We start from the raw sequence: 22,730 nt of genomic DNA, 5'->3' as shown, positions 1-22,730 counted from the left end.
CCGCGGACACTCCGGCGACGACAACCTCCGGACGGTAGCGCTGCAGGTCGCTGCTCACGCGGACGATCCGCCAGTCCAGCGCGCCAAGTTCGGCGTAGCGGTCAAGACGAGTTGGCGCTCGCCGACCTCGACGCCGCGCTCCGGCACGCTCAGGCGCTGCTGAGCCCCGGGCTGGCGTGAGGTCTGCGTTCATGAACGGTGCCTGAACGAAAAACCAAGAGCGATCTTCTTTGCGATCACGACGATCTTGACGCTTCTACACAGCTCACGGCGCTGCATACCGTTCACCGGTGGCAACGACTGTCGAGAGCATTCCGGCCTCCGCGGCCCCGGCAACCTCCGCGACGTTCAAGCAGGCGCTGTTCGTCGCGGTGACCGCCGGACTGGGTTACGGCTTCGACTCTTACGCGGTCAACATCTACGGCCTGGTGCTGCCCGAGATCAAGAAGACGTTGCACATCAACGAAGCCCAAGCCGGATACATCGGCTCGATCTTCCTGCTCGGCTACACCATCGGCACCATCGGATTCGGATTCGCCGCCGACCGGTGGGGACGTAAGAACACGCTCGGGGCGTCGATCCTGTTGTACGGGATCACGACGTCGTTGGCCGGACTCACGACCAATATCGCGGCCTTCGCCGGACTGAGGTTCCTGACCGGCGTCGGCGGTGCGGGAGAACTCGCGGTCGGCGCGCCGTACACCGCAGAGGTGTGGCCGGCAAAGACGCGGGCGATCGGCGTTGGCGGCGTTATCTTCTCGCTGTTCTCACTCGGCTACGTGCTGGCCGCCGGCGTCGCGCTCGCTCTGGTCCCGCACTACGGTTGGCAATCGGCGTTCATCGTCGCGATCGTCCCCGCTGTCCTGTTGTTTCTCATCCGGCGCGGTATCACCGAGTCGCATCGCTACGTCGCGGTGCAGAACAGCGCGGCGATCAAGCCGAGACTCTGGCATCTGGCCGGTGTGCGCCGGCGCCTCGTCTCGGGCTGGCTCATCTACACCGCCAACGCTGTCGGTTATTGGGGCATGACGATGTTCTTGACCACGGTCATCGTCAAGAGATTCCATGCCGCACCCATCGAGGCAATCCGTTATGCCTTGGTCTTCTTCCTGCTGCAAGCCGTCTTCGCCTTCCTGGGGACCGCGCTCGCAGACTGGATAGGGCGACGACCGTCGGCGATTATCGCCGCAGTCATCGAGATCGTGTCGACGGTATTGGCGGCTACCTCCGACTCATTGGCCCACTACCGGATCTTCGGCGCCATCGCGATAGCCACACTCGGCTGGCTGTGGGGCGTCGGTGACACCTACATCTCGGAACTCTTCCCGACGGTGTTGCGCGGCACAGGATTTGGAATTGCCGTCGGTGGTGGCCGCGTCGTCTCCATCGCCGCACCGACCGTCATCGGCTGGGCCATCATGCATTACGGGCTGCAGACGCCGTATCTGGCGCTCGGGGGCCTGTGGGTCCTCACCGTGATCGGCTACCTACTCGGGCCGGAAACCAAAGGTAAAGAGCTTGAGGCGCTCACCGATGAGGCGCTGAAGGACGATCGAACGCCGGGGTAGCCTGGCGTTTGTGTCCGCCACCGTCCAGATTCGGCGAGCCGCGGACCGGGCGGTCACCACGACGCCATGGCTGACGTCGCGGCATTCGTTCTCCTTCGGCGACCACTACGACCCGGCCAACACCCACCACGGCTTGCTGCTGGTCAGCAACGACGACGTGGTGGCGCCTGCTGCCGGCTTTGACACCCATCCGCACCGCGACATGGAGATCGTGACCTGGGTGCTCGACGGCGCGCTGGAGCATCGCGACTCCGAAGGCAACAGCGGTGTGGTGTATCCGGGCCTCGCGCAGCGCATGTCGGCTGGAACCGGCATCTCGCACTCCGAGAAGAACGCGTCGGACACCGAACCGGTGCGATTCGTGCAGATGTGGGTGCAACCCGACGTGTCGGGCATCGCGCCGGGCTACCAGCACCACGAGATCAGCGGCGATGAACTCGACGGGAAACTCGTAGCGGTCGCCTCGGGAATTCCCGGGCACGACGCCGCGATCACCATCCACAACCGATCCGCTGCATTGCATGTCGCGAGGCTGCGGTCCGGCGACGAGCTCGCCCTGCCATCGGCGCCCTACGTCCATCTGTTCGTCGCCCGCGGGCGACTGACCATGAACGGCGCTGAACTGGCCGAAGGTGACGCGGTGCGGATGACCGCGTCGATCGGTGCACAGGTCGCGGCGCGCGAACGCGCCGAAATACTGGTCTGGGAGATGCACGCGGCGCTCGGAGACTAGGGTTGGCGCCGACGAACAGGAGCCGCAATGTCCGAAACGCAACCCCGTCACGCGACCCCCGATACCCCGTCGCCTGATCTGGCCAGTCCGAAAGCGATGCGTACGGTGCGGTTCTGGGCCCTGCCGGTGCTCATCGCGCTGGCCGTGTTCGGACTGCTGGCGACATTCTTTCTCAGCGGGATCCTTCGGCCGATGACCAACCTGAGACACTTCCCGATCGCATTGTTGAACGAGGACGCAGGCCCCACGGGCGCACAGGTCGTCAAGGGCATGATGGCCGGTTTCGACAATGACGCCTATGACGTTCGTGTGCTCAACAAAGACCAGGCCAAGCAGCAGATGGACAACGCCCAGATCTATGGCATCGCGGTGATACCACCGAACTTCTCGTCCAAGCTGCAGGCCTACGCGAAGTCTGCACTGACTCCCGGACGGGTCGAGCGACCCACCGTCATCATCTCGACGAACCCGCGTGCGGGCGCGCTGGGCGCCAGCATCGCCGGCCAGACGCTGCAACGCGCCGTCGCCATGGTTGATCACATGGTGGGAGAACGGCTTTCGCAAGAAGTGGCGCAGCAGACGGGCCAGAAGCCGGAGTCGGGTGCGGCCACGCTGCTGCTCGCCAACCCGATCGAAGGCAAGGCGACCGTGCACAATCCGTTGCCGGACGGCACCGGCAATGGACTGTCCGCCTTCATCTATGGGCTGCTGCTGCTGATCGCGGGGTACGTCGGCAGCGTCGTGATCAACATGTCGGTGAATTCGATGCTCGGCCAAGCTGGTCAGCGCTCCCGGTTGAAGACGCTGCTGAGCAAATGGGCGTTGAACCTGGTGCTGGCGCTGCTGACATCGGCCGGCTACCTCCTGATCGCCACAAACCTGGGTATGCCGGTTCAAAACAGCCTGTTGCTATGGCTTTTCGGGGTCCTGGTGATCACCGCGGTCGGCATCTCGTCCACGTCGTTCATCGCCGCGTGGGGCGGGGTCGGCGCATTGGTTAGCTTGTTCCTGTTCGTCATACTCGGGCTGCAGTCCTCGGGCGAGACCGTGCCCATCGAAGCCACCCCGGCATTTTTCGCCTGGCTTTCGAAGTTCGAGCCGATGCACCAGACCTTCCTGGGCGCGCGGGCTTTGCTCTACCTCGACGGCCGCGCGGATGCGGGTCTGTCGCATTCATTGCTGATGACCGGGATCGGACTGGTGATCGGACTGTTGTTCGGCCTCATCGTCACTCGGATCTATGACCGTCGTGACGATCGCGCTCGTCCGGCCGAAGCCGTGGCGGCCAGCGCACCGGCCGAGCCCGTGCCGGTCGACGCGCCGGTGGCACCGCCGGAGGCCACTACGGTCACCGCGGAGACGTACCCGGAGCCCTAAACCCGTTCGGCCAAACCGTCACTCGACTGTTATCGAAGTTTGCTGTGTAAATCCTGAGGTTGATGCTGTGCTGGTTGCACGTGTTTGTGCGCCGAAAGGGCAACCGTGTCGTACCTCGCCACCGCCTTCCGGCGCTTCGCAGCCTGCTGCGCCGGGACATCGCTGTGCCTGACGCTGGCAACCAGCACCGGGCAACCCGTCGCGCGCGCCGAGTCGCGCGAACTGCTGGCCAGCGCTATCGCCAATACTCAGGGCTCGTACCTGGTCTACAACTTCGGCGGCGGCCACCCGGCACCGATGCTGGACGCCGCGGGCAAGTGGTACGACGGGACCAGCGGTGGCCATTTGATGATCATCAAGGCCGCGTCGCAACGTCTACAGCCACACCTGCTGGTCGACAGCCACCACGGTTATCAGGCGCGCTGCGAACGTGATCCACGGGCACGCACCGGCGACGGGCTGATGCAGGCCTCGGAGACCTACACCGCGGTGCAAGCCTGGCAAGCACTGGGACAGCCGACGATCGCGATCAACGCCAACTTCTTCGATATCCGCGGGCAGAAGGGCGGCTCCTGGCGGTCCACCGGTTGCAGCTCACCCCTGGGCACCTACGTCGACAACACCCACGGCCAGGGCCGGGCCAATCAGGCGGTCACCGGGACCATTCCATACGCCGGCAAGCAGGGACTGTCCGGCGGCAACGAGAACTGGAGTGCGTTGGCCACGATGATCCTGCCGACCCGCGGCGCGCCGTCGGTGTTGTGGCCGCACGGCGGACGCGACGGTCACGACTACGACGCCGCCACCGGACCCGTTACCGCCATGGTCGACCGCGGTGACCAGTTCGTCGGGGTCAGCGGGCTTGGCCTGTTATCCCCCGGCTTCACAGGCCAACTCAACGACGGCGGTCCCAGCGCCGCCCGTACGGCGTTGGCATATTCCAAGCCGCGCGACGAGATGTATGTCTTCCAGGGCGGAAGCTATACACCGGACAACATCCAGGACCTGTTCCGCGGCCTGGGCAGCGACACCGCGGTCCTGCTCGACGGCGGCACCTCGTCGGCGATCGTCCTGCGCCGCGATACCGGCGGCATGTGGGCGGGAGCCGGTGTGCCCAAGGGCAATTGCGATACCCGCGAGGTACTGTGCGATTCGCACGAGCGCTCCCTGCCGGGGTGGCTCGCGTTCAACTAGAACTTGGGCGTCAGGTCCAGCGAGGTCACGGTCGTCATCTTGGTCACCAGCCAGCGCGCTCCATTACGTTGCATGCTAAGGCGATACGACAGGTATTTCAGCGAGGGGACGTCCTTGGTTGACGGGCTGGTCGACGTCGTGTTGGTGTACACGATCGCTGTTGCCTCCGGACCGTTCAGGGATTCCACTGCCGCGCCGGTGACTTGAGTGTTGTTGGTGATCTGGGCCTGCTTGTTCGGCGCGACGATCGCGTCGATGTATTTGCGGTACGCGGCTTCGAAATCACCGCTGAGGTATTGCGACGCACGGTCAGCCAGCTTGTCGATGTTGTCCGGCGTGTAGGTCCACAGCGTGGTGATCGCGTTGGCTGCGGTACGCGCGACCCGCTGCTTGATGTCCACGGTGGCGCGGTCGATCAGATAGGGCTGCACGGTCGCACCGGCGAATGCGGCGGACCCGACGAACAGCACGGCCGCCACGGCCGCCGCAATCAGCGACCATTTGCCGGCCGGCCGCCGCTCCCGGAAACCGAGGACGGGTTCCTCGGATTCGGTTGACTCGTCGGCGGTTCCGTCGGCGGCGGTCTCGTCGCTGTCGAGCTCCGAGTCGGGCGTTTCCGCGTCCGACGTTTCCGCGTCCGCTGAGTCCGCAGTGTCTGATTCGGCGACGTCTCCGGTGTCGGGAGACTCGTCGGTCAGATCACCTGCTGCATGCTGCTGATCTTCCACTGATTGCCTTCCCGCTGAGCAGTGACCACCCAACGATTTGTGTTGTCGAACTTTTGCTTGCCGTCGGGAGATTTGAAGGTGACGTCGGTGGCCACCATGACATTGGCGCTGCCGTCGTCGTTCCACCGTTCCACTCCGACGGCCAGGGTGTTGCCCTTGGTCGGCTCGGCCCTGGCGATCTGGACGAGGATCTCGTTCTGCTTGTCGTGATATTGCTTCGCGAAATCACCTGTCGCATTGGCCATTACCCGGTCGAAGTAGGCATTGGCGTGAAACGGGTCCAGCGTCGTGAAGCCGGTCATGAACGCCCGGACGAAGCCCAGAACGTCGACGTCCCTCATCGCTTCGTTGTGCTGCGACTTGTGCTCGACCAGCACCAGTGATGACGTCGTGACGGCACCCGCGGCGAGCAGCGTTGAGACGACCGCCATCGCGGGCACGGCCCACCTCCGCGACGGCTTCCACCACTGTCGCGGCAGCGACGGCAGCCGGGACCAGAGCGTCGACTTCGGCAACTGCTCGACGTACAGCGGCTCTTCGCCAGGCGGGATCTGTCGGCGGGGACTCATTTTTGGCCTTGCGCCGGTTTGGGTTTCGTGACAACGGTGAGGTCATCGACGAGCCAACTGCCCTTCGCGCCTTTGACGAAGGCCACCTGCACGGTGGCCGTGATGAACCGTTGCTCGTTCGCTGCACCGCGATGACCCTGCATGAACAACAGCATCGTCGCCTTGTCCGGAGTCGCCGACAGCACGGTGCTGTCGGTCACCCAGTACTCGTTGACGCCGGGGTGACCCTTCTGCACCGACTCCTGCTGCTTGACCAGCTCGGGTCGATACCTGTCCGACGTCAGCGACTGAGCACGGGCGAAGTCCGCTTTGAGCGACTTGGCGTCATACGTCAGGAGCTGCGCGACGATCTTGGGTCCCTGCGCGTTGACCTCATTGCGGGACCGCTCGGATGCGCGATCGGGCAGATAGATCGCCAGGATGCTCATCCCGGCGCCGGCGACGCAGAGCAGTACCGCCGCCGACACCACACGCGCGGCGTTGCGCCTGATACCTACCGGTCGCCGAACTGGTTGTGCCCACTGCACTTCGGTGCGCAGGAGCAGGTCGGCGAAGGTGCGCCGGCGGGAATCCCACAGCGGCCACAGCCATCCCACCAACATCGACAGGGTGTCGAGCAGATGCGCGACCTCCCGTGCCATCAACCGCCCGACTCCGACCGGCGATCCGTCCGGTCCCACAACCTCGATCCCAAGCAGAGCGCGTCCCAAGCTCCAGCCGATGAGCGGCGGGAATACCACCCGGTTGGCCATGGTCAGCAGCGCGGCGACGACGAGGATCGAAACCGAGACCCACCACCAGATGCTGCGCGGCGGCACCGCCAACCAGACCAAGGCCATCGTCGCCACCACGGCGACGCCGGGTAGCACGTCGAGGGCGAGTGCCGCTGCGCGAATATGCCAGGGCGCCAGGTTGTTCGGCGCTTCGTCTTCGACTACCGGTGCGGCTTCGGTCTTTTCGACCAGCAACGTCACCTCGCCACCTGGTCGAGCTTGGAGATCCGGTACTTGCCTTCATCGGACACCATCGTCACCCGCAAGCGGTAACCCGCTTCCTGGTTCTGCGTCTCGCTGTTGGTCACCTTGACCCGCATAGGCACGAGGACCTCAATCGAACCGTCGGCGTTGTTGCGTTCCACTGCCGCACGAAGATCCGACACCTCGACATGAGCGTTTGCGGCTTGATACGCCTCCACGAGCAAGCTGCTGTACAGGATCGCCTGCGACCGGAATGCGCCCGTGCCACATTCGATGATCTTCTGGGCGCTGGCTGCCATCGTTGCGGTGTCAGGTGCCTGGGTGGCGGCGACACAGGTCTTCGCGGCCTCAACGGCAGCGGCATCGTTACGCGCAGTTACCACGCTGTCGTGATGCGATCGCAAAGCCAGATAGCCGCCCGCTCCAATGCCGCCGGCCAGTACGACCAGCGTCGCCGCGATGCCGACGAGCCAACCACGCCCCAGCCGTGACGCGGCGCGCGCATCGTCGGAAGCCTCAGGTGACTCTTCAGAATCCTCAGCGTCCGACTCGGTTCCCTCGACGGATTCTGGCGAATCCTCGGCCGTCACCTCCGGGCTGGTCTGGTCGGTTCCGTCTGCGAATTCTGACGGATCCGCAGCCTCCACCTTCGAAGACGACGAATCGTCTGGGTCGTTCGGGGTCAGCCGGCTGGCGCCAGCATCTCCTTCCATCCGTCATCTCCTGTATTGCGTGAGTTGTTGACGGAGTATTTAGAACCGTCGGGGCCCGTCACCTCGCCACTCATCGGACTATAGACGGCTGCTGGAGGTCCACCCGGAGTGTAGATGCAGGGGTTGGGTTGCTGACCGTTGCACTGGACGGAGCCCGAGCCTGGTCGCTGCAGCGGATCACTCTTCGGCGGCGGCGTCTGGCCACCCGGCGGTAGCCGATCGGCGGGCAGCGGATTCAGCCCGTTGTTGACCGACGGCGCCGGGATGACAAAGCCCGGTTTCACCGCCTGGTCGCAGCGCCCCCCAGGGGCGGGGCAGTTCAGGATCTGGTTGGGGTCGCCAAACCACGGGTTGGTCCCCAGCGGCTCATACGGTTTTCCGCTGCGGCAGTCTTGCGGTGTCGGCGCGCGCTTACCCGGGACATCCATGCACGGTATGTTGCGTGCACCGCGTACCGCGTTAGCCTGAAAATCCTGCGGGATCCTGCAGTAATTGTTCTCCCGCAGGGGAGCGATACTGGTGTCCGACGGCGATCGCCACTCCGGCGCAGGGCGGAACCCGGTCAAACAGGGGGCCGGATAGTTGATCGCCAGCGTGAGGTCCAGCGCAGCCATCCGGTCCTTTTCGTAGGGTGCCGAGATCGCCTGCACAATCGACCCGAGCTGCGGCAGCATCACCAGCGTCTGCTCGAGACCGGGGTGGTAGCGCTTGAGCATGTCGATCACGATCTCGAGGTTCGCCAGCGTCTGCGGCAGCGCTTCGCGGACGTCGCTGAACACCGAGTTGAGCTGATCGGCCGTCGGAGCCGCTTGCGTCAGAACGCTTTTCACGTGTGAGTCGTTCTGGGCGGTCTGCCTACCCAGAACGTTGAGGTTGTGCGCCCACCGCTCGATCGCGTTGCTCGAGACGGCCTGGCTGTCCAGGATCGGCGAGGAGTTCTGGATGATGTCGTCGACCTGGTTGATGTTGGTCTTGAAGTCGCCGACGATCGCCTGGGTGGAATCGACCAGCCGCTGCAGGGCAGGACCCAAGCCACCGACCGCGTCGGCCGTCTCGTCCAGCAGCTGACCGATCTTGTCCTTCGGCAGCACGACCAACCCACGGTTGGCGGTGTCCAGCGCCGGCCCGATCTCACTCGGGACCGTGCCTTTCGTCATGGTCTGCCCCGGCGAGAAGAATCCGTGCGCCTTGCCCTCCGACACCAGGTCGAGGTACTGCTCACCGACCGCCGACACCGAGTGCACGTTCGCCACGGCGTCGAGCGGAATCTTGTACTGGCTGGAGACGCTCATCGTCGCCTCGGCGCCCTTTTCGGTGGGCTCGACGGCGGTGACTTTGCCGATGGTGATTCCGCGATAGGTCACGTTCGACGTCGGGTACAGACCGCCGGAGGCCGGCAGTTCGGCCTTCAGCTGGTACTGGCCGATACCCGCCAGTGTCGGGAGCCGGAGGTAATAGATCCCCAGCACCAGCAGGGCCACCGCGGTCAGGATCCCGAAGATGACCAGCTGACGTTTGATGAAACGAGTCAGCATTGCCGGTCCGCCCTCTCCACAAGTGGTCCGCCCGGCGCGTCGTTCGGGTTCGGCGTGTACCGCACGTCAGGAATCATCGTTGCGGGATCCCGACCGTACGACTGCTCCAAGGCCCGCAACGCTCCGGAGAACCCGGTCCCGGTGAGGAACGCGTTGTCGACTGCGGACAACGTCGTGTCGACCTCGAGCGAGGAGTTCATGAAGTCACCGCGGATCAGCTTCGGGGCGGTGTCGAGGTCGAACGGTGCGGTGAAGATCAACTTCAGTGCACCGAGCAGATACGGCGAGGCACGGCCCAGCTCCTTCAACGGGCACTGCAGCGACTGCAGATTCTGGTGCAGCGGACCCTGCGCCTCGCCCAGGTACTGGGCGGCAGCCTGGCTCAGCGCACCCACCGATTCGACCGCGTCGACCAGATGCTTCTGATACTCCGGACCCGCCAAATACTTGATCAGCGGCGGGAATTCGGTCAGCGCGCGATCCAGTACATCGGACCGGTTACCGACGTAGGCCAGCAGCCGGTTGGTCGAGTCGATGGCGTGGGTGATGTCGTCGCGCTGCTCGTTGAGCTGACGCGTGAAAGTGTCGAGTTTGCCGAGGAACGCGCGGATCTGTGGGCCCCGGCCGGTCAGGATCTTGCTGACCTCGTTCTGCAGGACTTCCAGGTTCGGCAGTCCGCCGCCGCGCACAACCATCGCCAGGCTGGCCAGCGTCTGCTCGGTGCTGGGGAAGGCCGACGAGTTCTTGAGCGGGATGGTGTCGCCGTTCTTCAGCATCTGCGACGACGGATCGGCCGGCGCGGCCAACTCGACGTGTTGCGAACCCAGAAGGCTGGTCTGCCCGATCTTGGCGGTGGCGTTTTTCGGCAGCTTGACGTTCTTGTTCAAGCCCAACGTGAGGGTGGCGATCCAGTTCTTCAGTTCGATCTTCCGGATCGAACCGACAAAGACGTCGGCAACCATGACCCTGCTGTTGCCGTCGATGGCCAGGGTGTCCGGCATCTGCACGTACACGGTGTAGGAGCCGGACCCGCTGCCCGGACCGCCGGGCAGCGAGACATTCGATATGCCGTGCCAGCTGCAGGAACTCAGCACCGTCGCGGCCACCAGCAGCACCAGAGCCTGCCAGCTCCGGCGGCGCGCTTGGGTCAGCAGTCTTACCCTCACTGGCCGCCTCCTGCTGGTGCGGATGCCGCCTCGGCAGGCAGCGGAGCTCCGGGTGCTACCGCTGGCGGCGGCCCGGACACGGGCGCCGGTGCGACAGGGCCGGGAATCACCTCGGGTCCCGGCGGTGGCGGCGGTATCGGCGCCGGGTTTCCCGGCAATCCGATATATGGCGCCGGCCCGAGCGGCTGCTCATCGTACGCATTCTGGTATCCCGGCGGGGTCTGCAGGTTGGACTGCACCGGTGCGATGTCGGGCCCGCCCATGAGTTCGGCCAGCGAGTCAGGGGTCAGCAAGCCCGCCGTGACCGGCCCCACCTTGACGCCCTGCATGCCGGGCGCAGTGATCCACCCGTGCTGGGTGTTGCGGTGCGATGTTGGTGTGTCGGGCACCCAGATACCCGGCACGGTGGTGTCCTTGTAGCCGTTCGGCGGATGCAGCCGGTCCTCGGAGTAGGCGACTTCCTTCGGCAACGTTGCCGCAAGGCTGAACGGGTTGATGCCGAACGGCAGATAGTTGAACTTGATCGCATCGAGAATCGGCGCCAGGTACTGCGCACACAGCTCGGCGGATTCCTGGTAACCCAGCCGGCTGCCAGCTTGGATGGCGCTGCAAAGGAATTCCATCGGGTTCGCGAAGCCCATCGTGCCGACTGTGCCCGCCGGTTGGCCGACGAGGGCACTGTGCGCCGGGTGGTAGATGAGGTTGGCGTTCGACAGCGCTGTCGGCAGGATGTGCAGGGCGGTTTCGAGGCCCGTCAACGGCTCCGGTTGGACCAGGGCATTGGTCGTATCAGCGAGGTTGTTGATGTCGTGCGTCAGCACCTCGGCGTTTTTGTCCAGGAACGGCCGCACTGTCGTCAGCAGTCCATCGAACTGCTGGATCGCGTTGGCCAGGTCGCGATCGGAGCCGGTCAGGCTGTTGGTGAACTGCGCCAGGTTCTTGTTCAGCGCCACGAACTTCTGGTCGTCGGCGTGCAGCGCGTTCACGAACAGCGCCAGGCTGCGCACCACCGCGAAGAAATCACCGCGACCCTGGTTGAGCGCGGTCAGCGCTCGCGACAGGTCGTTGAAGGTGGTGTTGATCTGCTTGCCCTTGCCGGCCAGACCGTCGGCGAAGGATTCGATGACATCGCCGAACGGACCCTTGGGCTGCTCCTTCGTCGGTCCGAGTTTGGAGATGACGTTGGTGATGGTGTTGCGCAACTCATCCCACTCGGTGGGCACCTGGGTGCGCTCCTCCGGGATCACCGCGTTGTCGGCCAGCACGGGTCCGCCCTTGTACGGGGGCTCCAGCTGAAGCAGTCGCGACGCCACCAGCGTCGGGTTGAGGATCACCGCCTGCGCGTCGGCGGGCACCTTGTACTTGTTCGAGTAGTGGAAGGTGACCTTCATCTTGTCGCCGGCCGGTTCGATCTTGTCGATAGCGCCGACCTTGACACCCATGATCTCGACCCGGTCGCCGTTGTACAGGGCGTTGGCCACCGGGAAGTAGGCCACCACGGTGTTGTTGGTCAGCTTCCTGTAGAGCTGAAGTCCGAGGTACGCCAGCACAATTGCGGCCACCAGCACGAGGGCCGAAATGATCAGCGAGGCCCGCGACACCTTCGGCATCCGGGCATTGCGGAAATCAAAGATGGTGCTCAATTCTGGTTACCTCCCTGCGCGCCGCTGCCGCCGGCTCCACCCGTGTTGCCGATGTAGGGCGCAGGCAAGTTGTTGCCGGGCCCGGGAGGTGCCGCCGGCGCGGGGGGCAACGGTCCAGGTGGTGGCGCCGCCGCGGGATTGGCCGGGGCCGGGCCCGGCAGCGGTCCCAGCGGCTCGGTGCGCGCCCCGGGCGGCCCAGGTGCGATCGGCACCGGTGTGCCCGGCACGTCGGGCTGCACCTGCCCCGGTTGCCCGGCGATCGGAATTCCCGGGGTCGGCGGCAGACCGGCGGGGTTCGGCGGCGAGGAGGCCACATTGGGCAAGGCCGGATACGGTCCGTTCGGCCCGAACGGCCCCTGGTTCTGGTCGATACCCGCGCACGGCATCGGGTTGCCCGGCCGCGGGAACAGTTCCGGCGTCGGCGTGTACGAGCACGGCGACCCAGGCGCCACCGCCGGGAACGGATGATCGGGAGTACCTTCCAGCACCGGCGGTGCGGGCGGCGGAGCACCGTTGGGGAACCGGGTGCCGTTGGGGTCTGGGAACCGGAATGCCGGCAATCCCGCACTGCGCCAGAAGTTCTCCGGGTCGATTCCGCGCTTCTTGAACGCCGCGTCCACCCAGGGCTGCAGGATCCAGTACGGCAGCAGGTTGGTCAGCTGCACCTTGAAATACGGTCCCGATGCCACGGCTTCGTTCAGGCCCCCGGCGGTTTTGCCGAGCGTCTTGACTATTCCAGCCAGGTCGTCTTTGCGGGCGTCCAACAGGTCGCTGACAGTGCGCAGCTGCTCCAGGACGTGATTGAGGTTCGGGTTGTCGTTGATGAGGTTTTCCACCTGAGCCGAGAACGTGGCGACGTTGCTCAGCAGCGCGCTGATCGCCCGGCTGCGTTCGTTGAACGCGGCCAACAGGTTGTTGGAGTTGACGAACAGCCGGTCGATCTGTTGGCTTCGGTCACCCAAGATGCTGGCGATCTTGTTGGCCTGTGCGAGCAGATGAGTGATCTGATCGTCGCGCTTGCCGATGGTGTCGGAGAACTTGGCCACCCCGTCGAGAGCCGCACTCAGGTGCGGATACGTCTGATCGATGGTCTCTGACAGCACATTGAGCGACTGTTTGACGGTGTCGATGTTCCAGCCGGCGGCGGCCTTGGTGACGTCGAAGAACGCGTCATAGATCTGGTAGGGGGTAGTGCTCTGCCCAATCGGCAGCGTGCCATTGGGCCGCAACGTCTGCGCGCCGCGCGGCTCGATCTCGAGCACCTTTTTACCCAGGATGGTGTCGGTTTTGATCGCCAGCCGGCTCTCGGTGCCGATCGTGTTACCTCCGGTGGAGAACTTCATCACGACGTGGTCGCCGTCGATCTTGATGGCCTCGACGTCACCGACGTCAACCCCGGCGATACGCACTTTGTCGCCCTTGTTGAGCTGACCTGAGTCGGTGAACTGCCCGAAGTAGGTGGGCTCAGCGAACAACTGCGGGGTGCTGGTCAGGGTTTGACCGACACCGACGACCATCACCGTGACGACCAAGCCCATTAGGCCGATCCGCTTCCGATTGGCGGGTTCCAGCGTTCTCATTACGGCGTGCACCTACCCGTCGGTTGCGACCAGATCTTGACCGTGCGGACCGGCCCGCCGGCCTGCAGTCCGTTGGTCTTCAGGGTGAGGTCGCACAAGTAGAAGTTGACCCAGTCGCCGTAGTTGCCGACAGCGTTACCTACGATGTTCATCCCGATCGGCGTGCGCTTGAGCTGGTCGTCCCATAAGTCGCGCTGGTCGATGATCGGCTGCTGAATGGGCTCGAGGTAGTTCAGCGTCTTGTGCAGCAGGGTCCGGTTATCGGCGAGCAGGTCGCCGACCGTCCCGGCCCCGTTGCTGATGTTCGCGATGCCGGCCGCGAACGGTTCGGCGTGGTCGTTCAGGCCGCTGATCAGCTTCTCGAAGTTGTCGACGGTCTGGTCGAAGTCCTGGCGGTGCTTGACCGTGGTGTCCAGCACGATGTTGAGGTTCTTGACCACCTCGCCGATCGCTTGGTCCCGCTCGGCGATGCGGGACGTCAGTTGCGCGGTCTGGTCGAGGATGTCGTTGATGGTGCCGCCTTGGCCCTGGAACACGGTGATGATGGCCGTCGCGATGTTGTTCACCTTCTCCGGGTCGAGCGCGCGGAACAGCGGCTTGAAACCGCCGATCAGCGCGTCCAGATCCAGCGCAGGCTGAGTGTGCGACAGCGGGATGAATCCGTGCGCTGGGAGCACCCGGTCGGAGCCCTCGCCGTCGCCGCGCTTGAGCTCCAGGTAGCGGTCACCGATCAAGTTGAGGTAACGCACCTGTGCAGTCGTGGACTGATACAGCGGGACGGAGTGGTCGACGGCGATGTCGACCCGCACTCGATGGCCACCATCAACCAGCTGGATGTCTTTGACCTTGCCGATCTCCACCCCGGAGGCCCGGACGAATTGGCCTGACCGGAGCCCGCTGATGTTGTTGAACTCCGCGGTGTACGTGGTGGTCCGGTCGAAGCGCATCTGACCGAACACGACGGTGATCAGCGCAGTGAAGAAGATCAGCACCAGCGAGACGATGCCGAGCTTGACAAGGGTTCCGGTCATTTTCATGGGTTGATCGTGTGGTCCCCCACTTGGCGGCCCCACACATACTCGACGGCGTACGGGGAGCCGGTATCGACATGGTTGTAGGGAGCGAGGCTGTTACCGGTATCCATGATCAGCGTGGGCGCGGGCCACAGCTCGCGGGTGATGGTCTGCCAGCAACCCGGCGCGCCCCCCGGCCCGCCGTGCGCATTGATCCGGGGCAGGTTTTCGGGGTAGATGTACGGGTTCGGCGCTCCGCCGATAAGCCCGGTCAGCGCTGAGAGGCCCAACGTGGCGGCCGTGATTCCGAGCCCTGGGAGGCTAAGAGCCAACCCCAGCCCGGAGAAGAGTTCGGTTTCAGACCGCAGCGAGTAGGGGCTGGTGAACGCGGCGACCTTCGGTTCGCCGTCGTGCAGATTGCGGACGGTGCAGAACAATTCGGGGCTGTAGGTGTCCAGCAGCTTCGACGTCGGCACCAGGTCCTTGGCCCCGCGAGCCAGGTACGGCCCGCCGCGGTTGAAAATGTCGGCGCCGGTGGCCCCGAACCCCGCGGCCGCTAGCAGCGCGCGGTCCAGATCCTTCTCCTGCGCGTGGATCGTGTGGGCCGTGGTCGCCGCGTTGTTGAGGAAGTCGAACAAGTCGGGTGAGGCGTTGGCATAGGTGTCGCCCAGCGTGGCCAGTTGCTGAATATCGTGGCGGATGATCGGCATTCGCGGGTTGACCTCGTCGAGCGCGGCGTTGCCGTTGATGATCGACTGACCGAACTTGTCACCCAGCCCGCTCAACGCCTGCGCCGCAGCGCTCAGCGTCAGGTTGACCTTGACCGGGTCCACCTTCTCGGCGATCGAGGTGATCGTCTGGAACAGCGTGTTGATCTCGGTCGTCACCGACCGGGCGTCGATCACATCCTTGGGCGTGATCCGTTGCGGCAGTGGGTTTTCCGGCGCCGTCATCGACACGTACTTTTCACCGAAGACGGTGGTGGCCACGATTTTCGTATCCACGTTGGCCGGGATCAGGTGCAAATACTTGGGATAGACGTCCAAGGTGAACTTGACCGCGGGCTTGCCGTCACGTTCGATCTCGTCGATCTGGGCCACCCGGCCGATCTGCACGCCGTTGTAAGTGACCTTCGAGCCCGGGTCCATGACCAGGCCGGCCCGGTCGGACAGCATCGTCAGCTTGGTCTTGTCGACGAATTCGCCGCTGTATTGCAGGTAGACCAACCAGAGCACAAGCGCGCCAATAAGAAAGACCACGACGCCGGCGATCCGGAAAGGCTGCGCCGGCATCTTGTTGATTTTCCCGCGTGGATGCGTCATGGCCCGCCTACACCGTGAAGTTGAAGTTGGGATTGACGCCGTAGAGCGCCATTTCGGCCAACAGGATCACGACAGGGGTGGCAACCAGTGAAAACCGCATCGACCGGCCCACCGCTTCGCCGACGCCGACCGGTCCGCCGCTGGCGTTGTATCCGTAGTAGCAATGCGACAGCATCACGACCGCGGCGATGATGATGACGTCGACGAACGACCAGAACACGTCGTCGGGCCGAAGGAACGTCCGGAAATAGTGCTCGTAGGTGCCGGACGTCTGGCCGTACAGGAACGTCGTAACGATTTGCGGCGACAGGAAAGACAGGATCAGGCCGACGGAGTAGAGCGGGATGATCACCACCAGACCGGCCAGCATCCGGGTCGACACCAGGTAGGCGTTGGACTTGACGCCCATCACCTCGAGCGCGTCGATCTCCTCGCTGATCCGCATGGCACCCAACTCGGCGGTGGCGCCGGCGCCGACCGTCGCGGCCAGCGCGATGCCGGTGACGATGGGTGCGACCAGGCGCACGTTGATGAAGGCCGAGACGAACCCCAGCAGGGTCTCGAGTCCGACGTGGCCCAACGACGCCAGGCCCTGAATGGCCACCAGCGAACCGGCGGAAAGCGTCACGAAACCGATGATCACCGCGGTGCCGCCGACCACGGCCATGGCTCCGGTGCCCATGCCGACTTCGGCGATCAGTCGCAGGATTTCCTTGCGGTACCGGGTCAGCGCCCAGGCCATGTCGCGGATACCGATAACCGTGAACCAGCCCAGCTTCCCGGCTTCGTCGAGCGGTTTGGTCGCGGTGTCGCCGATGCGACGAATGTCAGCCGATACCCGCGGGAAGCGGGAGCGCAATACCTGGGCAGTCGACATCTCAGCGCCCCGTTCCGAATCGCACACCGATGGTGGTCAGCACCACGTTGACCGCGAACAGCGCGACGACGCACAGCACCACGGTCTCGTTTACGGCGGTGCCAAGACCCTTGGAACCACCGCTGACGGTGAGCCCGCGGTAGCAGCCGACCAGACCGGCGATCAGCCCGAAGGACAGCGCCTTGACCGTCGCGATCACCACTTCAGGCAGGCCGGTGAGCTGGGTCAGCGTAGCGAGGTAGGCCCCGGCCGACACGTGCTGGAGATAGACCCCGAAGACGAATCCACCGACCAGCCCGACCATGCTCACCAGAGCGTTGAGCAGCATCCCCACCAACGAGCAGGCCAGCACGCGCGGCACCACCAGTCGGTGAATGGGGTCGATGCCGAGCACCTCCATCGCATCGATCTCTTCGCGGATGGTGCGCGCGCCCAGGTCAGCGCAGATGGCCGTCGAGGCGGCGCCGGCGATCACCAGCACGGTGTTGAGCGGGCCGATCTGGGTGATGACGGCGATACCCGCGCCGGCGCCGGACAGGTCGGCGGCGCCGACCTGGATCAGCAGGATGTTGAACGTGAAAATGAAGAGGGCCGTGATGGGTACCGAGATCGCCATGGTCGGCAGGATGGCGACCCGCAAGATGAACCAGCACTGGATGATGAATTCTTTCCACTGGAACGGCGTGCGGAACAACGCTTTTCCGGTAAGCACGCACATCCGGAAGAAGCCCCCGACGAGCACCAGGGGCGGCCCCAGTTGGTCGCGGATGTAGTCGGTGACCCGTGGCTGCGTCGTCGTCACTGGCACCCCCTTCCGACCCCGTCGTTCACCTCGCGGAAAAGCGGCGAATGGTGTCGCACAACTCCTCCTCGCCCCGCCCCTGGGGCTGTGACCTCCGTCTCACTACCCGTTGGTAGTAAGGCGGACCACAGGACTGTACCCGATGGCCTCATCGGCGTGCACAGCATCGGCATTATTGACCTTTCGTCAATTTGACCTGCGGGTTCTTCGTTATGTCAGCCTCGCCCGTCCGTCCCTAGATACGTTGACGCGTAAGCACTTTAGGGGACGTCCGTCGCGTCGGACGCGGCCCCGTAGCGGGTCCGTAATTCGGTCTTCAGCACCTTGCCGGCGGGGTTACGCGGAAGCGCGTCAACGATCTCCAGCCCCTTCGGGTGCTTATAGCGCGCGAGGCGCTCGCCGAGGAATTCGCCGAGATGCTCGATGCGCAGGTCGCTTTGGGTGACAGCGGCTACCGCGATCGGCACCTCGCCCCATTTCTCGTGCGGGCGACCGATGACGGCGACCTCGACGATCGACGGGTGGGCGGCGAGGACGTTTTCCACCTCGGCGCAGTAGATGTTCTCCCCGCCCGAGATGATCATGTCCTTTTTGCGGTCGACGACCCAGACGTAACCTTCCTCGTCCATGCGGACCAGGTCGCCGGAGTGAAACCAACCGCCCGCGAACGCCTCCGCGGTCGCCTCCGGATTGTTCCAGTACCCGCTCATCAATGTGGGTGCGCGATAGACGATTTCACCGACCTCGCCGATCGGCACGTCGTTCATGTTCTCGTCGACGACCCGCGCGGTGACGGTCGGGATCACCTTGCCGACCGAGCCGAGCTTTCTGATCGCGTCTTCACCGAGCAGCATGCAGGTCACCGGCGACATCTCAGTCTGGCCGAATGCGGCCAGGATCTGTGCGCCGGGAAAGGTTTCCGCCATCTGCCGCAGCAAGGTGTCCGATGCGGGTGCGGCGCCCCAAGAGATCACCCGCAGCTTCGTCTCGCGCGGATTCGCTTGCTGCGCACTGCATACCGCCTGCCACTGCGCGGGAACCAGGAAGATCCCGGTGACCTGCTCGGCGGCCAGCACATCGAGCAGGTGTCCGGGGTCGAAGGCACCCAGCGGATGAATCACGGTCGGCAGGCCCATCAGAAGTCCGGTCAACAGGTTGCCTATTCCGGCTATATGGAAGAAAGGGACGCCGATGAAACCGACGTCGTGCGGGTCGACGCCGTGGGTGAACAGGTTGGACATCGTCTGTCCGGCGAGGTTCGTGTGCGTCAACACCGCGCCCTTGGGTCGGCCGGTGGTGCCCGAGGTGTACATGATCAGCGCCGGTGAGTCGTTGGGCACGTCGACCAGCTGAGCCGGTTCACCCGGCTCGTTCACCAGGTCCTCGTAGCTCAGCAGACTGTCTTCACTCGCGTCGCCCGCGACGATGATCGTGTTCAGCACCGACGTCACGTTGCGGACGGCGGCGGCCACCGGAGCCAGCACCGATTCGGTGACCATCACCCGCGCTTCGCAGTCCTCGACCAGGAACGCGATTTCGGGTGGGGTGAGCCGGAAGTTGATCGGCACTGCGATGGCACCGATCATGTTGGCCGCCAGCACCGACTCGACGAACTCAGTCCGGTTCAGCATCAGGACCATCACCCGGTCACCGGCGCTGACCCCGCGCCGACTCAGCGCTCCGGCCAGCGCCCCGACGCGGTGCCGAAGGTCGGCCCACGTGAAGGTCTTGCCCATGAATCTCAGCGCGGTCGCGCCCGGTTGCATCAGGGCGTGCCGTTCGAGTTGATTGACCCAATTCTGCCGTCGAGCCATATACGGCTGTTCGGTGACGGCGTGCTCGGCCTGATTGGTCCCGTGGCCGGTCAACTGCGCGGTCAACTCGTTTTCCCCTTGTCGTCGCCAACTCGTGGTCCGAGTTGATATTTGATAAAACTTCGTGTTGTCTGGGTCACACTATGGTCTTGGCCTCACGAAGACAACCCCGGTGACGTCCCTGGGCGCACCCGCGGTCAGGCGTCTTCCGCTGCGCCGCGCGCAGCTGTCCGACGAGGTGGCAGGCCACTTGCGGGCCTCGATCATGTCGGGCGCACTGCGACCGGGCACCTACATTCGCCTCGACGAGACCGCAGCCAAACTCGGCGTCAGCGCGACCCCGGTACGCGAAGCACTGTTGAAGCTGCGCGGTGAAGGCATGGTGCAACTCGAGCCGCACCGCGGCCACGTCGTCTTGCCGCTCAGCCGACAGGACATCGACGACATCTTCTGGGTGCAGGCGACCATCGCCAAGGAGCTCGCCGCCACCGCCGCCCAGAACATCACCGACGACGAGATCGCCGAACTCGAGCGCATCACCGACGGGATGGCCGCCGCGGTCGCGGCCGGCGACACCGAGGCGATCGCTGCAGGCGAATTCGCGTTTCATCGCGCCTTCAACCACGCCACCGGGCGCATCAAGCTGGCGTGGTTCCTGCTGCACGCGGCGCGCTACATGCCGCTGATGGTGTACGCCGCCGATCCGGAGTGGGGCGCAACCGCGGTCGCAAATCACCGCGAGCTGGTCGCGGCGTTGCGTCGTCGCGACACCGCGGCCGTTGTCGAACACACCAACTGGCAGTTCTTCGACGGCGCCCGCCGGCTCATCGAAAAGCTGGACGGCAGCGGCATCTGGGATTAGCCGGCCTGAAGTTCCTCGGCGCGCTTCTTCAGGGCGTCGGCCAGATAATCCAGGACGTTGTTGGCCAACTGCTTGACCATCGGCGCCGGTATCGGCAGCGACGGCTCGACGTCCAGGTCCACCGTCAGCAGCGACGACCCACCCGTGTCCACCACGCTGAAGAGCTGCTCTTGCTTCTTGAACAGGTTGCCCTGTTGCAGCACGGTCTGAATCTGGTTGGGGTTCGGGTAGTAGACGGCCTGGATCAACGAGTCCTCGATCGCCTCGTACTTCGCATCGAGACGCAACTGGCTGGGGCGCCCGTCGTCGTAGCGGGCCAGCACCCACAGCCCCTTCACCCCGTCGTTCCACTGCGGGTAGGCCTCGAAGTCGGCGACGATGGCCAGGATCGAGGCGGCGTCGACGGAAACCTCAACGGTCTTGCTCACGAATGGCATTGGGCGAGCATAACCAGTCCGCTAACTCACGCACGCCGTCGACAGCAGCGCCCGGATGGCATCGGGAATCGGTACCGGCCGCCGGCTGGTGCGGTCGATGTAGACGTGGACCCAATGGCCGACCGCCGCGACCGGTTGCGGCTCGTCGGCACCGCGGAAGACGCCGAGCCGATAGGTCACGCTGCTGTTGCCGAGCCTGCTCACCGACACACCGACGACGAGCCGTTCGGGGAAGTGCAGTTCGGAGTAGTAGCGACAACCCGATTCGGCGACGATGCCCTGGGCTGTCGCCGTCACCGGGTCGAGGGTGACGTTGGTCTGGATCCAGCCGTTGATCGCGGTGTCGAAAAGTTGGTAATAGACCGCGTTGTTGAGGTGGCCGAACATGTCGTTGTCGGCCCATCTGGTCAGTACCGGCCAGTGCACGGGGAAGTCGTGGCTGGTGAGCCCGTCGGGGTGCGGCGGCACCGCAGAGAACGGAGGCATGGATGTGTGACTACCAGTAGCGCATCGCGCGCCGAAACAGGTCCGCCAGAACAGGTTTGCTCATCTCACGCGGAGCGTTCTGGAGGAGACGCTGCTGCGGGTGAGCGCCCTCGGTCAGCGCGACCACGTCGTCTTCGCTGTAGCCCACGCCCCCGAGGCCGTTCGGGATGCCAACGGCTCGCATGAAGCGGATGAGCTCGTTGGCCAGCACCTCGCCCGCATCCTTCGCGCCGGCGCCTTGCGTGTCAGCGCCGAGCAGTCGTGCGCCCTCCAAGTGCCGCTCCGGACTCGCCTCGGCGGTGTAGCGGAACGACGACGGCGCATTGAGGATGACGGCCATGCCGTGCGGCACCAGCGGCTCATGGGCCGGGTAGCCCGACGGACGGAAGTCCCGCACCAGCCCTGCCACCGCGTAGGCCATGCCGTGCGGCGCATGAACGCCCGCGTTGCCGAACGCGATGCCCGCAAGCGTTGCCGCCCACATCATTTGCTCGCGGGCCTCGCTATCGGAAGCGTCGTGCACCGCGCGCTCCAAGTACTGCCCCAGCAGACGCAACGCCTCGCGGCAGCCCAGATCGCTCCATGGGTTAGCGCCCTGACTCATGGGCCGCAGGCTGGGCCGTTCGGGAGCGCGCCGCCGGACGTAGGGCCGCGCGGTGTAGGACTCCAGAGCGTGTGACAGCACATCGAGCCCCGCCGATGCGACGACCTCGGGCGGCAGGCTCGCGGTGCAGTCCGGGTCGACGAGCGCCTCGGTGGGACGCAGCGCGTGAGAAGCGATTCCGGTCTTAGCCTTTCGCGACAAAAGGTCGAAGATCGTGATGCCGGTGACCTCGCTGCCGGTGCCTGCCGTGGTCGGGCACGCGATATGCGGCTTGAGCGGGCCGGGTACGGGTTTGCCTTCGCCGATCGGCGCGTTGACGTAGGTCAGAAAGTCGGCGGGATAGGTGGTGTACAGATTGGCGGCCTTGCACGTGTCGATGACAGAGCCGCCGCCCAGCGACACGTAGCCATCGGGGTCCACCTCTTGCGCGAAACGCGCTCCGTCTTGAAAAGACGCGTCGGTGGGTTCCACGTGTGTGTCGGTGTAGGTGACGACGTCGATTCCGGCCGCGATCAGCGAGTCGCGCGTTTTCGCGAAGATGGGCAGTTTGGCCACGCCGGCATCGGAGAACAACGCCACCCGCCGTAGCCCGAGCGCGCCGGCCCGGTCACCTACTTCCGCTAGGCAACCGCGCCCGAACGTGACCCGCGACGAGTCGACAGTGAAGGCTCCGTCGCAATCCTCAGCAGCAATTGGGACTTCGCAGCACGCCATAGTGCTCACAGTAGAG

Annotated in this window: 21 protein-coding genes; 5 read left to right on the top strand and 16 right to left on the bottom strand. The window is 64.8% G+C overall.

What is annotated here, in order from left to right; translation table 11 throughout:
* Positions 1 to 290 precede the first annotated feature (290 nt).
* The 4 genes from G6N27_RS17640 (at position 291) to G6N27_RS17625 (ending at position 4,872) form a co-directional block, all read left to right on the top strand.
* Positions 291 to 1,568 carry an MFS transporter gene (locus tag G6N27_RS17640; protein ID WP_163778315.1) on the top strand — a complete coding sequence of 426 codons (1,278 nt, stop codon included), beginning with the start codon at positions 291 to 293 and terminating at the stop codon, positions 1,566 to 1,568.
* Between the two features lie 10 nt (positions 1,569 to 1,578).
* Positions 1,579 to 2,301 carry a pirin family protein gene (locus G6N27_RS17635; protein WP_163778312.1) on the top strand — a complete coding sequence of 241 codons (723 nt, stop codon included), beginning with the start codon at positions 1,579 to 1,581 and terminating at the stop codon, positions 2,299 to 2,301.
* A gap of 27 nt (positions 2,302 to 2,328) precedes the next feature.
* Positions 2,329 to 3,678, top strand: coding sequence for a YhgE/Pip domain-containing protein (locus tag G6N27_RS17630; protein ID WP_179963296.1), 1,350 nt, complete (start codon positions 2,329 to 2,331; stop codon positions 3,676 to 3,678).
* Between the two features lie 84 nt (positions 3,679 to 3,762).
* Entirely contained in the window at positions 3,763 to 4,872 is a 1,110-nt protein-coding gene (locus tag G6N27_RS17625; RefSeq protein WP_372512981.1) for a phosphodiester glycosidase family protein, read from the top strand.
* On the opposite strand, the gene G6N27_RS17620 is transcribed toward G6N27_RS17625, so the two are convergent.
* From G6N27_RS17620 to fadD5, 13 genes are all read right to left on the bottom strand, one after another.
* Positions 4,869 to 5,600, bottom strand: a complete 732-nt coding sequence (locus G6N27_RS17620; protein WP_163778306.1) for a mammalian cell entry protein — start codon at positions 5,598 to 5,600, stop codon at positions 4,869 to 4,871. The two genes, G6N27_RS17625 and G6N27_RS17620, sit on opposite strands and share 4 nt — an antisense overlap.
* Positions 5,567 to 6,169, bottom strand: coding sequence for a mammalian cell entry protein (locus tag G6N27_RS17615; protein WP_163778303.1), 603 nt, complete (start codon positions 6,167 to 6,169; stop codon positions 5,567 to 5,569). Before G6N27_RS17615 ends, G6N27_RS17620 begins: the two co-directional genes overlap by 34 nt.
* Positions 6,166 to 7,143, bottom strand: a complete 978-nt coding sequence (locus G6N27_RS17610) for an RDD family protein (protein WP_163778300.1) — start codon at positions 7,141 to 7,143, stop codon at positions 6,166 to 6,168. Before G6N27_RS17610 ends, G6N27_RS17615 begins: the two co-directional genes overlap by 4 nt.
* Positions 7,140 to 7,859 (bottom strand): hypothetical protein, encoded by a 720-nt coding sequence (locus tag G6N27_RS17605; protein WP_163778298.1) that lies wholly within the window; start codon positions 7,857 to 7,859, stop codon positions 7,140 to 7,142. Before G6N27_RS17605 ends, G6N27_RS17610 begins: the two co-directional genes overlap by 4 nt.
* Positions 7,829 to 9,394: an MCE family protein gene (locus G6N27_RS17600; protein WP_163778295.1), complete on the bottom strand. Its 1,566-nt coding sequence runs from the start codon at positions 9,392 to 9,394 to the stop codon at positions 7,829 to 7,831. The genes G6N27_RS17605 and G6N27_RS17600 overlap by 31 nt, the downstream gene beginning before the upstream one ends.
* Complete coding sequence (locus G6N27_RS17595; RefSeq protein ID WP_163778294.1) at positions 9,388 to 10,560, bottom strand: virulence factor Mce family protein; 1,173 nt, start codon at positions 10,558 to 10,560, stop codon at positions 9,388 to 9,390. The genes G6N27_RS17600 and G6N27_RS17595 overlap by 7 nt, the downstream gene beginning before the upstream one ends.
* Complete coding sequence (locus G6N27_RS17590) at positions 10,557 to 12,203, bottom strand: virulence factor Mce family protein (protein WP_163778291.1); 1,647 nt, start codon at positions 12,201 to 12,203, stop codon at positions 10,557 to 10,559. The genes G6N27_RS17595 and G6N27_RS17590 overlap by 4 nt, the downstream gene beginning before the upstream one ends.
* Complete coding sequence (locus tag G6N27_RS17585; protein WP_163778288.1) at positions 12,200 to 13,783, bottom strand: virulence factor Mce family protein; 1,584 nt, start codon at positions 13,781 to 13,783, stop codon at positions 12,200 to 12,202. The genes G6N27_RS17590 and G6N27_RS17585 overlap by 4 nt, the downstream gene beginning before the upstream one ends.
* Positions 13,783 to 14,820 (bottom strand): virulence factor Mce family protein, encoded by a 1,038-nt coding sequence (locus tag G6N27_RS17580; RefSeq protein WP_163778286.1) that lies wholly within the window; start codon positions 14,818 to 14,820, stop codon positions 13,783 to 13,785. The genes G6N27_RS17585 and G6N27_RS17580 overlap by 1 nt, the downstream gene beginning before the upstream one ends.
* Entirely contained in the window at positions 14,817 to 16,118 is a 1,302-nt protein-coding gene (locus G6N27_RS17575; protein ID WP_163778281.1) for an MCE family protein, read from the bottom strand. The genes G6N27_RS17580 and G6N27_RS17575 overlap by 4 nt, the downstream gene beginning before the upstream one ends.
* A 7-nt stretch (positions 16,119 to 16,125) precedes the next feature.
* Positions 16,126 to 16,995 carry an ABC transporter permease gene (locus G6N27_RS17570; protein WP_163778278.1) on the bottom strand — a complete coding sequence of 290 codons (870 nt, stop codon included), beginning with the start codon at positions 16,993 to 16,995 and terminating at the stop codon, positions 16,126 to 16,128.
* A 1-nt stretch (position 16,996) separates the two neighbouring features.
* Entirely contained in the window at positions 16,997 to 17,713 is a 717-nt protein-coding gene (locus G6N27_RS17565; protein WP_163781953.1) for an MlaE family ABC transporter permease, read from the bottom strand.
* A 344-nt stretch (positions 17,714 to 18,057) separates the two neighbouring features.
* Complete coding sequence (fadD5, locus tag G6N27_RS17560) at positions 18,058 to 19,677, bottom strand: fatty-acid--CoA ligase FadD5 (protein ID WP_163778275.1); 1,620 nt, start codon at positions 19,675 to 19,677, stop codon at positions 18,058 to 18,060.
* A gap of 106 nt (positions 19,678 to 19,783) precedes the next feature.
* On the opposite strand from fadD5, the gene G6N27_RS17555 reads away from it, so the two are divergent.
* Complete coding sequence (locus tag G6N27_RS17555; protein WP_232064648.1) at positions 19,784 to 20,473, top strand: GntR family transcriptional regulator; 690 nt, start codon at positions 19,784 to 19,786, stop codon at positions 20,471 to 20,473.
* Here G6N27_RS17555 and G6N27_RS17550 read toward each other — a convergent pair.
* Genes G6N27_RS17550 through G6N27_RS17540 form a run of 3 tightly spaced genes read right to left on the bottom strand, consistent with a single transcriptional unit; the run spans position 20,470 to position 22,714 of the window.
* Positions 20,470 to 20,910, bottom strand: a complete 441-nt coding sequence (locus G6N27_RS17550; protein WP_163778270.1) for an SRPBCC family protein — start codon at positions 20,908 to 20,910, stop codon at positions 20,470 to 20,472. The genes G6N27_RS17555 and G6N27_RS17550 overlap by 4 nt on opposite strands.
* A 21-nt stretch (positions 20,911 to 20,931) precedes the next feature.
* Positions 20,932 to 21,396, bottom strand: a complete 465-nt coding sequence (locus G6N27_RS17545; RefSeq protein WP_163778268.1) for an acyl-CoA thioesterase — start codon at positions 21,394 to 21,396, stop codon at positions 20,932 to 20,934.
* 10 nt (positions 21,397 to 21,406) lie between these two features.
* Positions 21,407 to 22,714, bottom strand: coding sequence for a hydroxyacid-oxoacid transhydrogenase (locus G6N27_RS17540; protein ID WP_163778264.1), 1,308 nt, complete (start codon positions 22,712 to 22,714; stop codon positions 21,407 to 21,409).
* Positions 22,715 to 22,730: the final 16 nt, after the last annotated feature.

The organism is Mycobacterium cookii (assembly GCF_010727945.1).
Classification (GTDB): Bacteria; Actinomycetota; Actinomycetes; order Mycobacteriales; family Mycobacteriaceae; genus Mycobacterium; species Mycobacterium cookii.
This window is presented reverse-complemented; position numbering and strand designations above follow the sequence as displayed.

What these genes read in the sequence shown, in the direction of transcription:
- G6N27_RS17600 (WP_163778295.1), bottom strand. Translation starts at nt 9,394, where the DNA reads ATGCTGACTCGTTTCATCAAACGTCAGCTGGTCATCTTCGGGATCCTG.
- G6N27_RS17545 (WP_163778268.1), bottom strand. Translation starts at nt 21,396, where the DNA reads ATGCCTCCGTTCTCTGCGGTGCCGCCGCACCCCGACGGGCTCACCAGC.
- G6N27_RS17575 (WP_163778281.1), bottom strand. Translation starts at nt 16,118, where the DNA reads ATGACGCATCCACGCGGGAAAATCAACAAGATGCCGGCGCAGCCTTTC.
- G6N27_RS17550 (WP_163778270.1), bottom strand. Translation starts at nt 20,910, where the DNA reads ATGCCATTCGTGAGCAAGACCGTTGAGGTTTCCGTCGACGCCGCCTCG.
- G6N27_RS17630 (WP_179963296.1), top strand. Translation starts at nt 2,329, where the DNA reads ATGTCCGAAACGCAACCCCGTCACGCGACCCCCGATACCCCGTCGCCT.
- G6N27_RS17580 (WP_163778286.1), bottom strand. Translation starts at nt 14,820, where the DNA reads ATGAAAATGACCGGAACCCTTGTCAAGCTCGGCATCGTCTCGCTGGTG.
- G6N27_RS17585 (WP_163778288.1), bottom strand. Translation starts at nt 13,783, where the DNA reads ATGAGAACGCTGGAACCCGCCAATCGGAAGCGGATCGGCCTAATGGGC.
- G6N27_RS17570 (WP_163778278.1), bottom strand. Translation starts at nt 16,995, where the DNA reads ATGTCGACTGCCCAGGTATTGCGCTCCCGCTTCCCGCGGGTATCGGCT.
- G6N27_RS17615 (WP_163778303.1), bottom strand. Translation starts at nt 6,169, where the DNA reads ATGAGTCCCCGCCGACAGATCCCGCCTGGCGAAGAGCCGCTGTACGTC.
- G6N27_RS17540 (WP_163778264.1), bottom strand. Translation starts at nt 22,714, where the DNA reads ATGGCGTGCTGCGAAGTCCCAATTGCTGCTGAGGATTGCGACGGAGCC.
- G6N27_RS17565 (WP_163781953.1), bottom strand. Translation starts at nt 17,713, where the DNA reads ATGTGCGTGCTTACCGGAAAAGCGTTGTTCCGCACGCCGTTCCAGTGG.
- G6N27_RS17605 (WP_163778298.1), bottom strand. Translation starts at nt 7,859, where the DNA reads ATGGAAGGAGATGCTGGCGCCAGCCGGCTGACCCCGAACGACCCAGAC.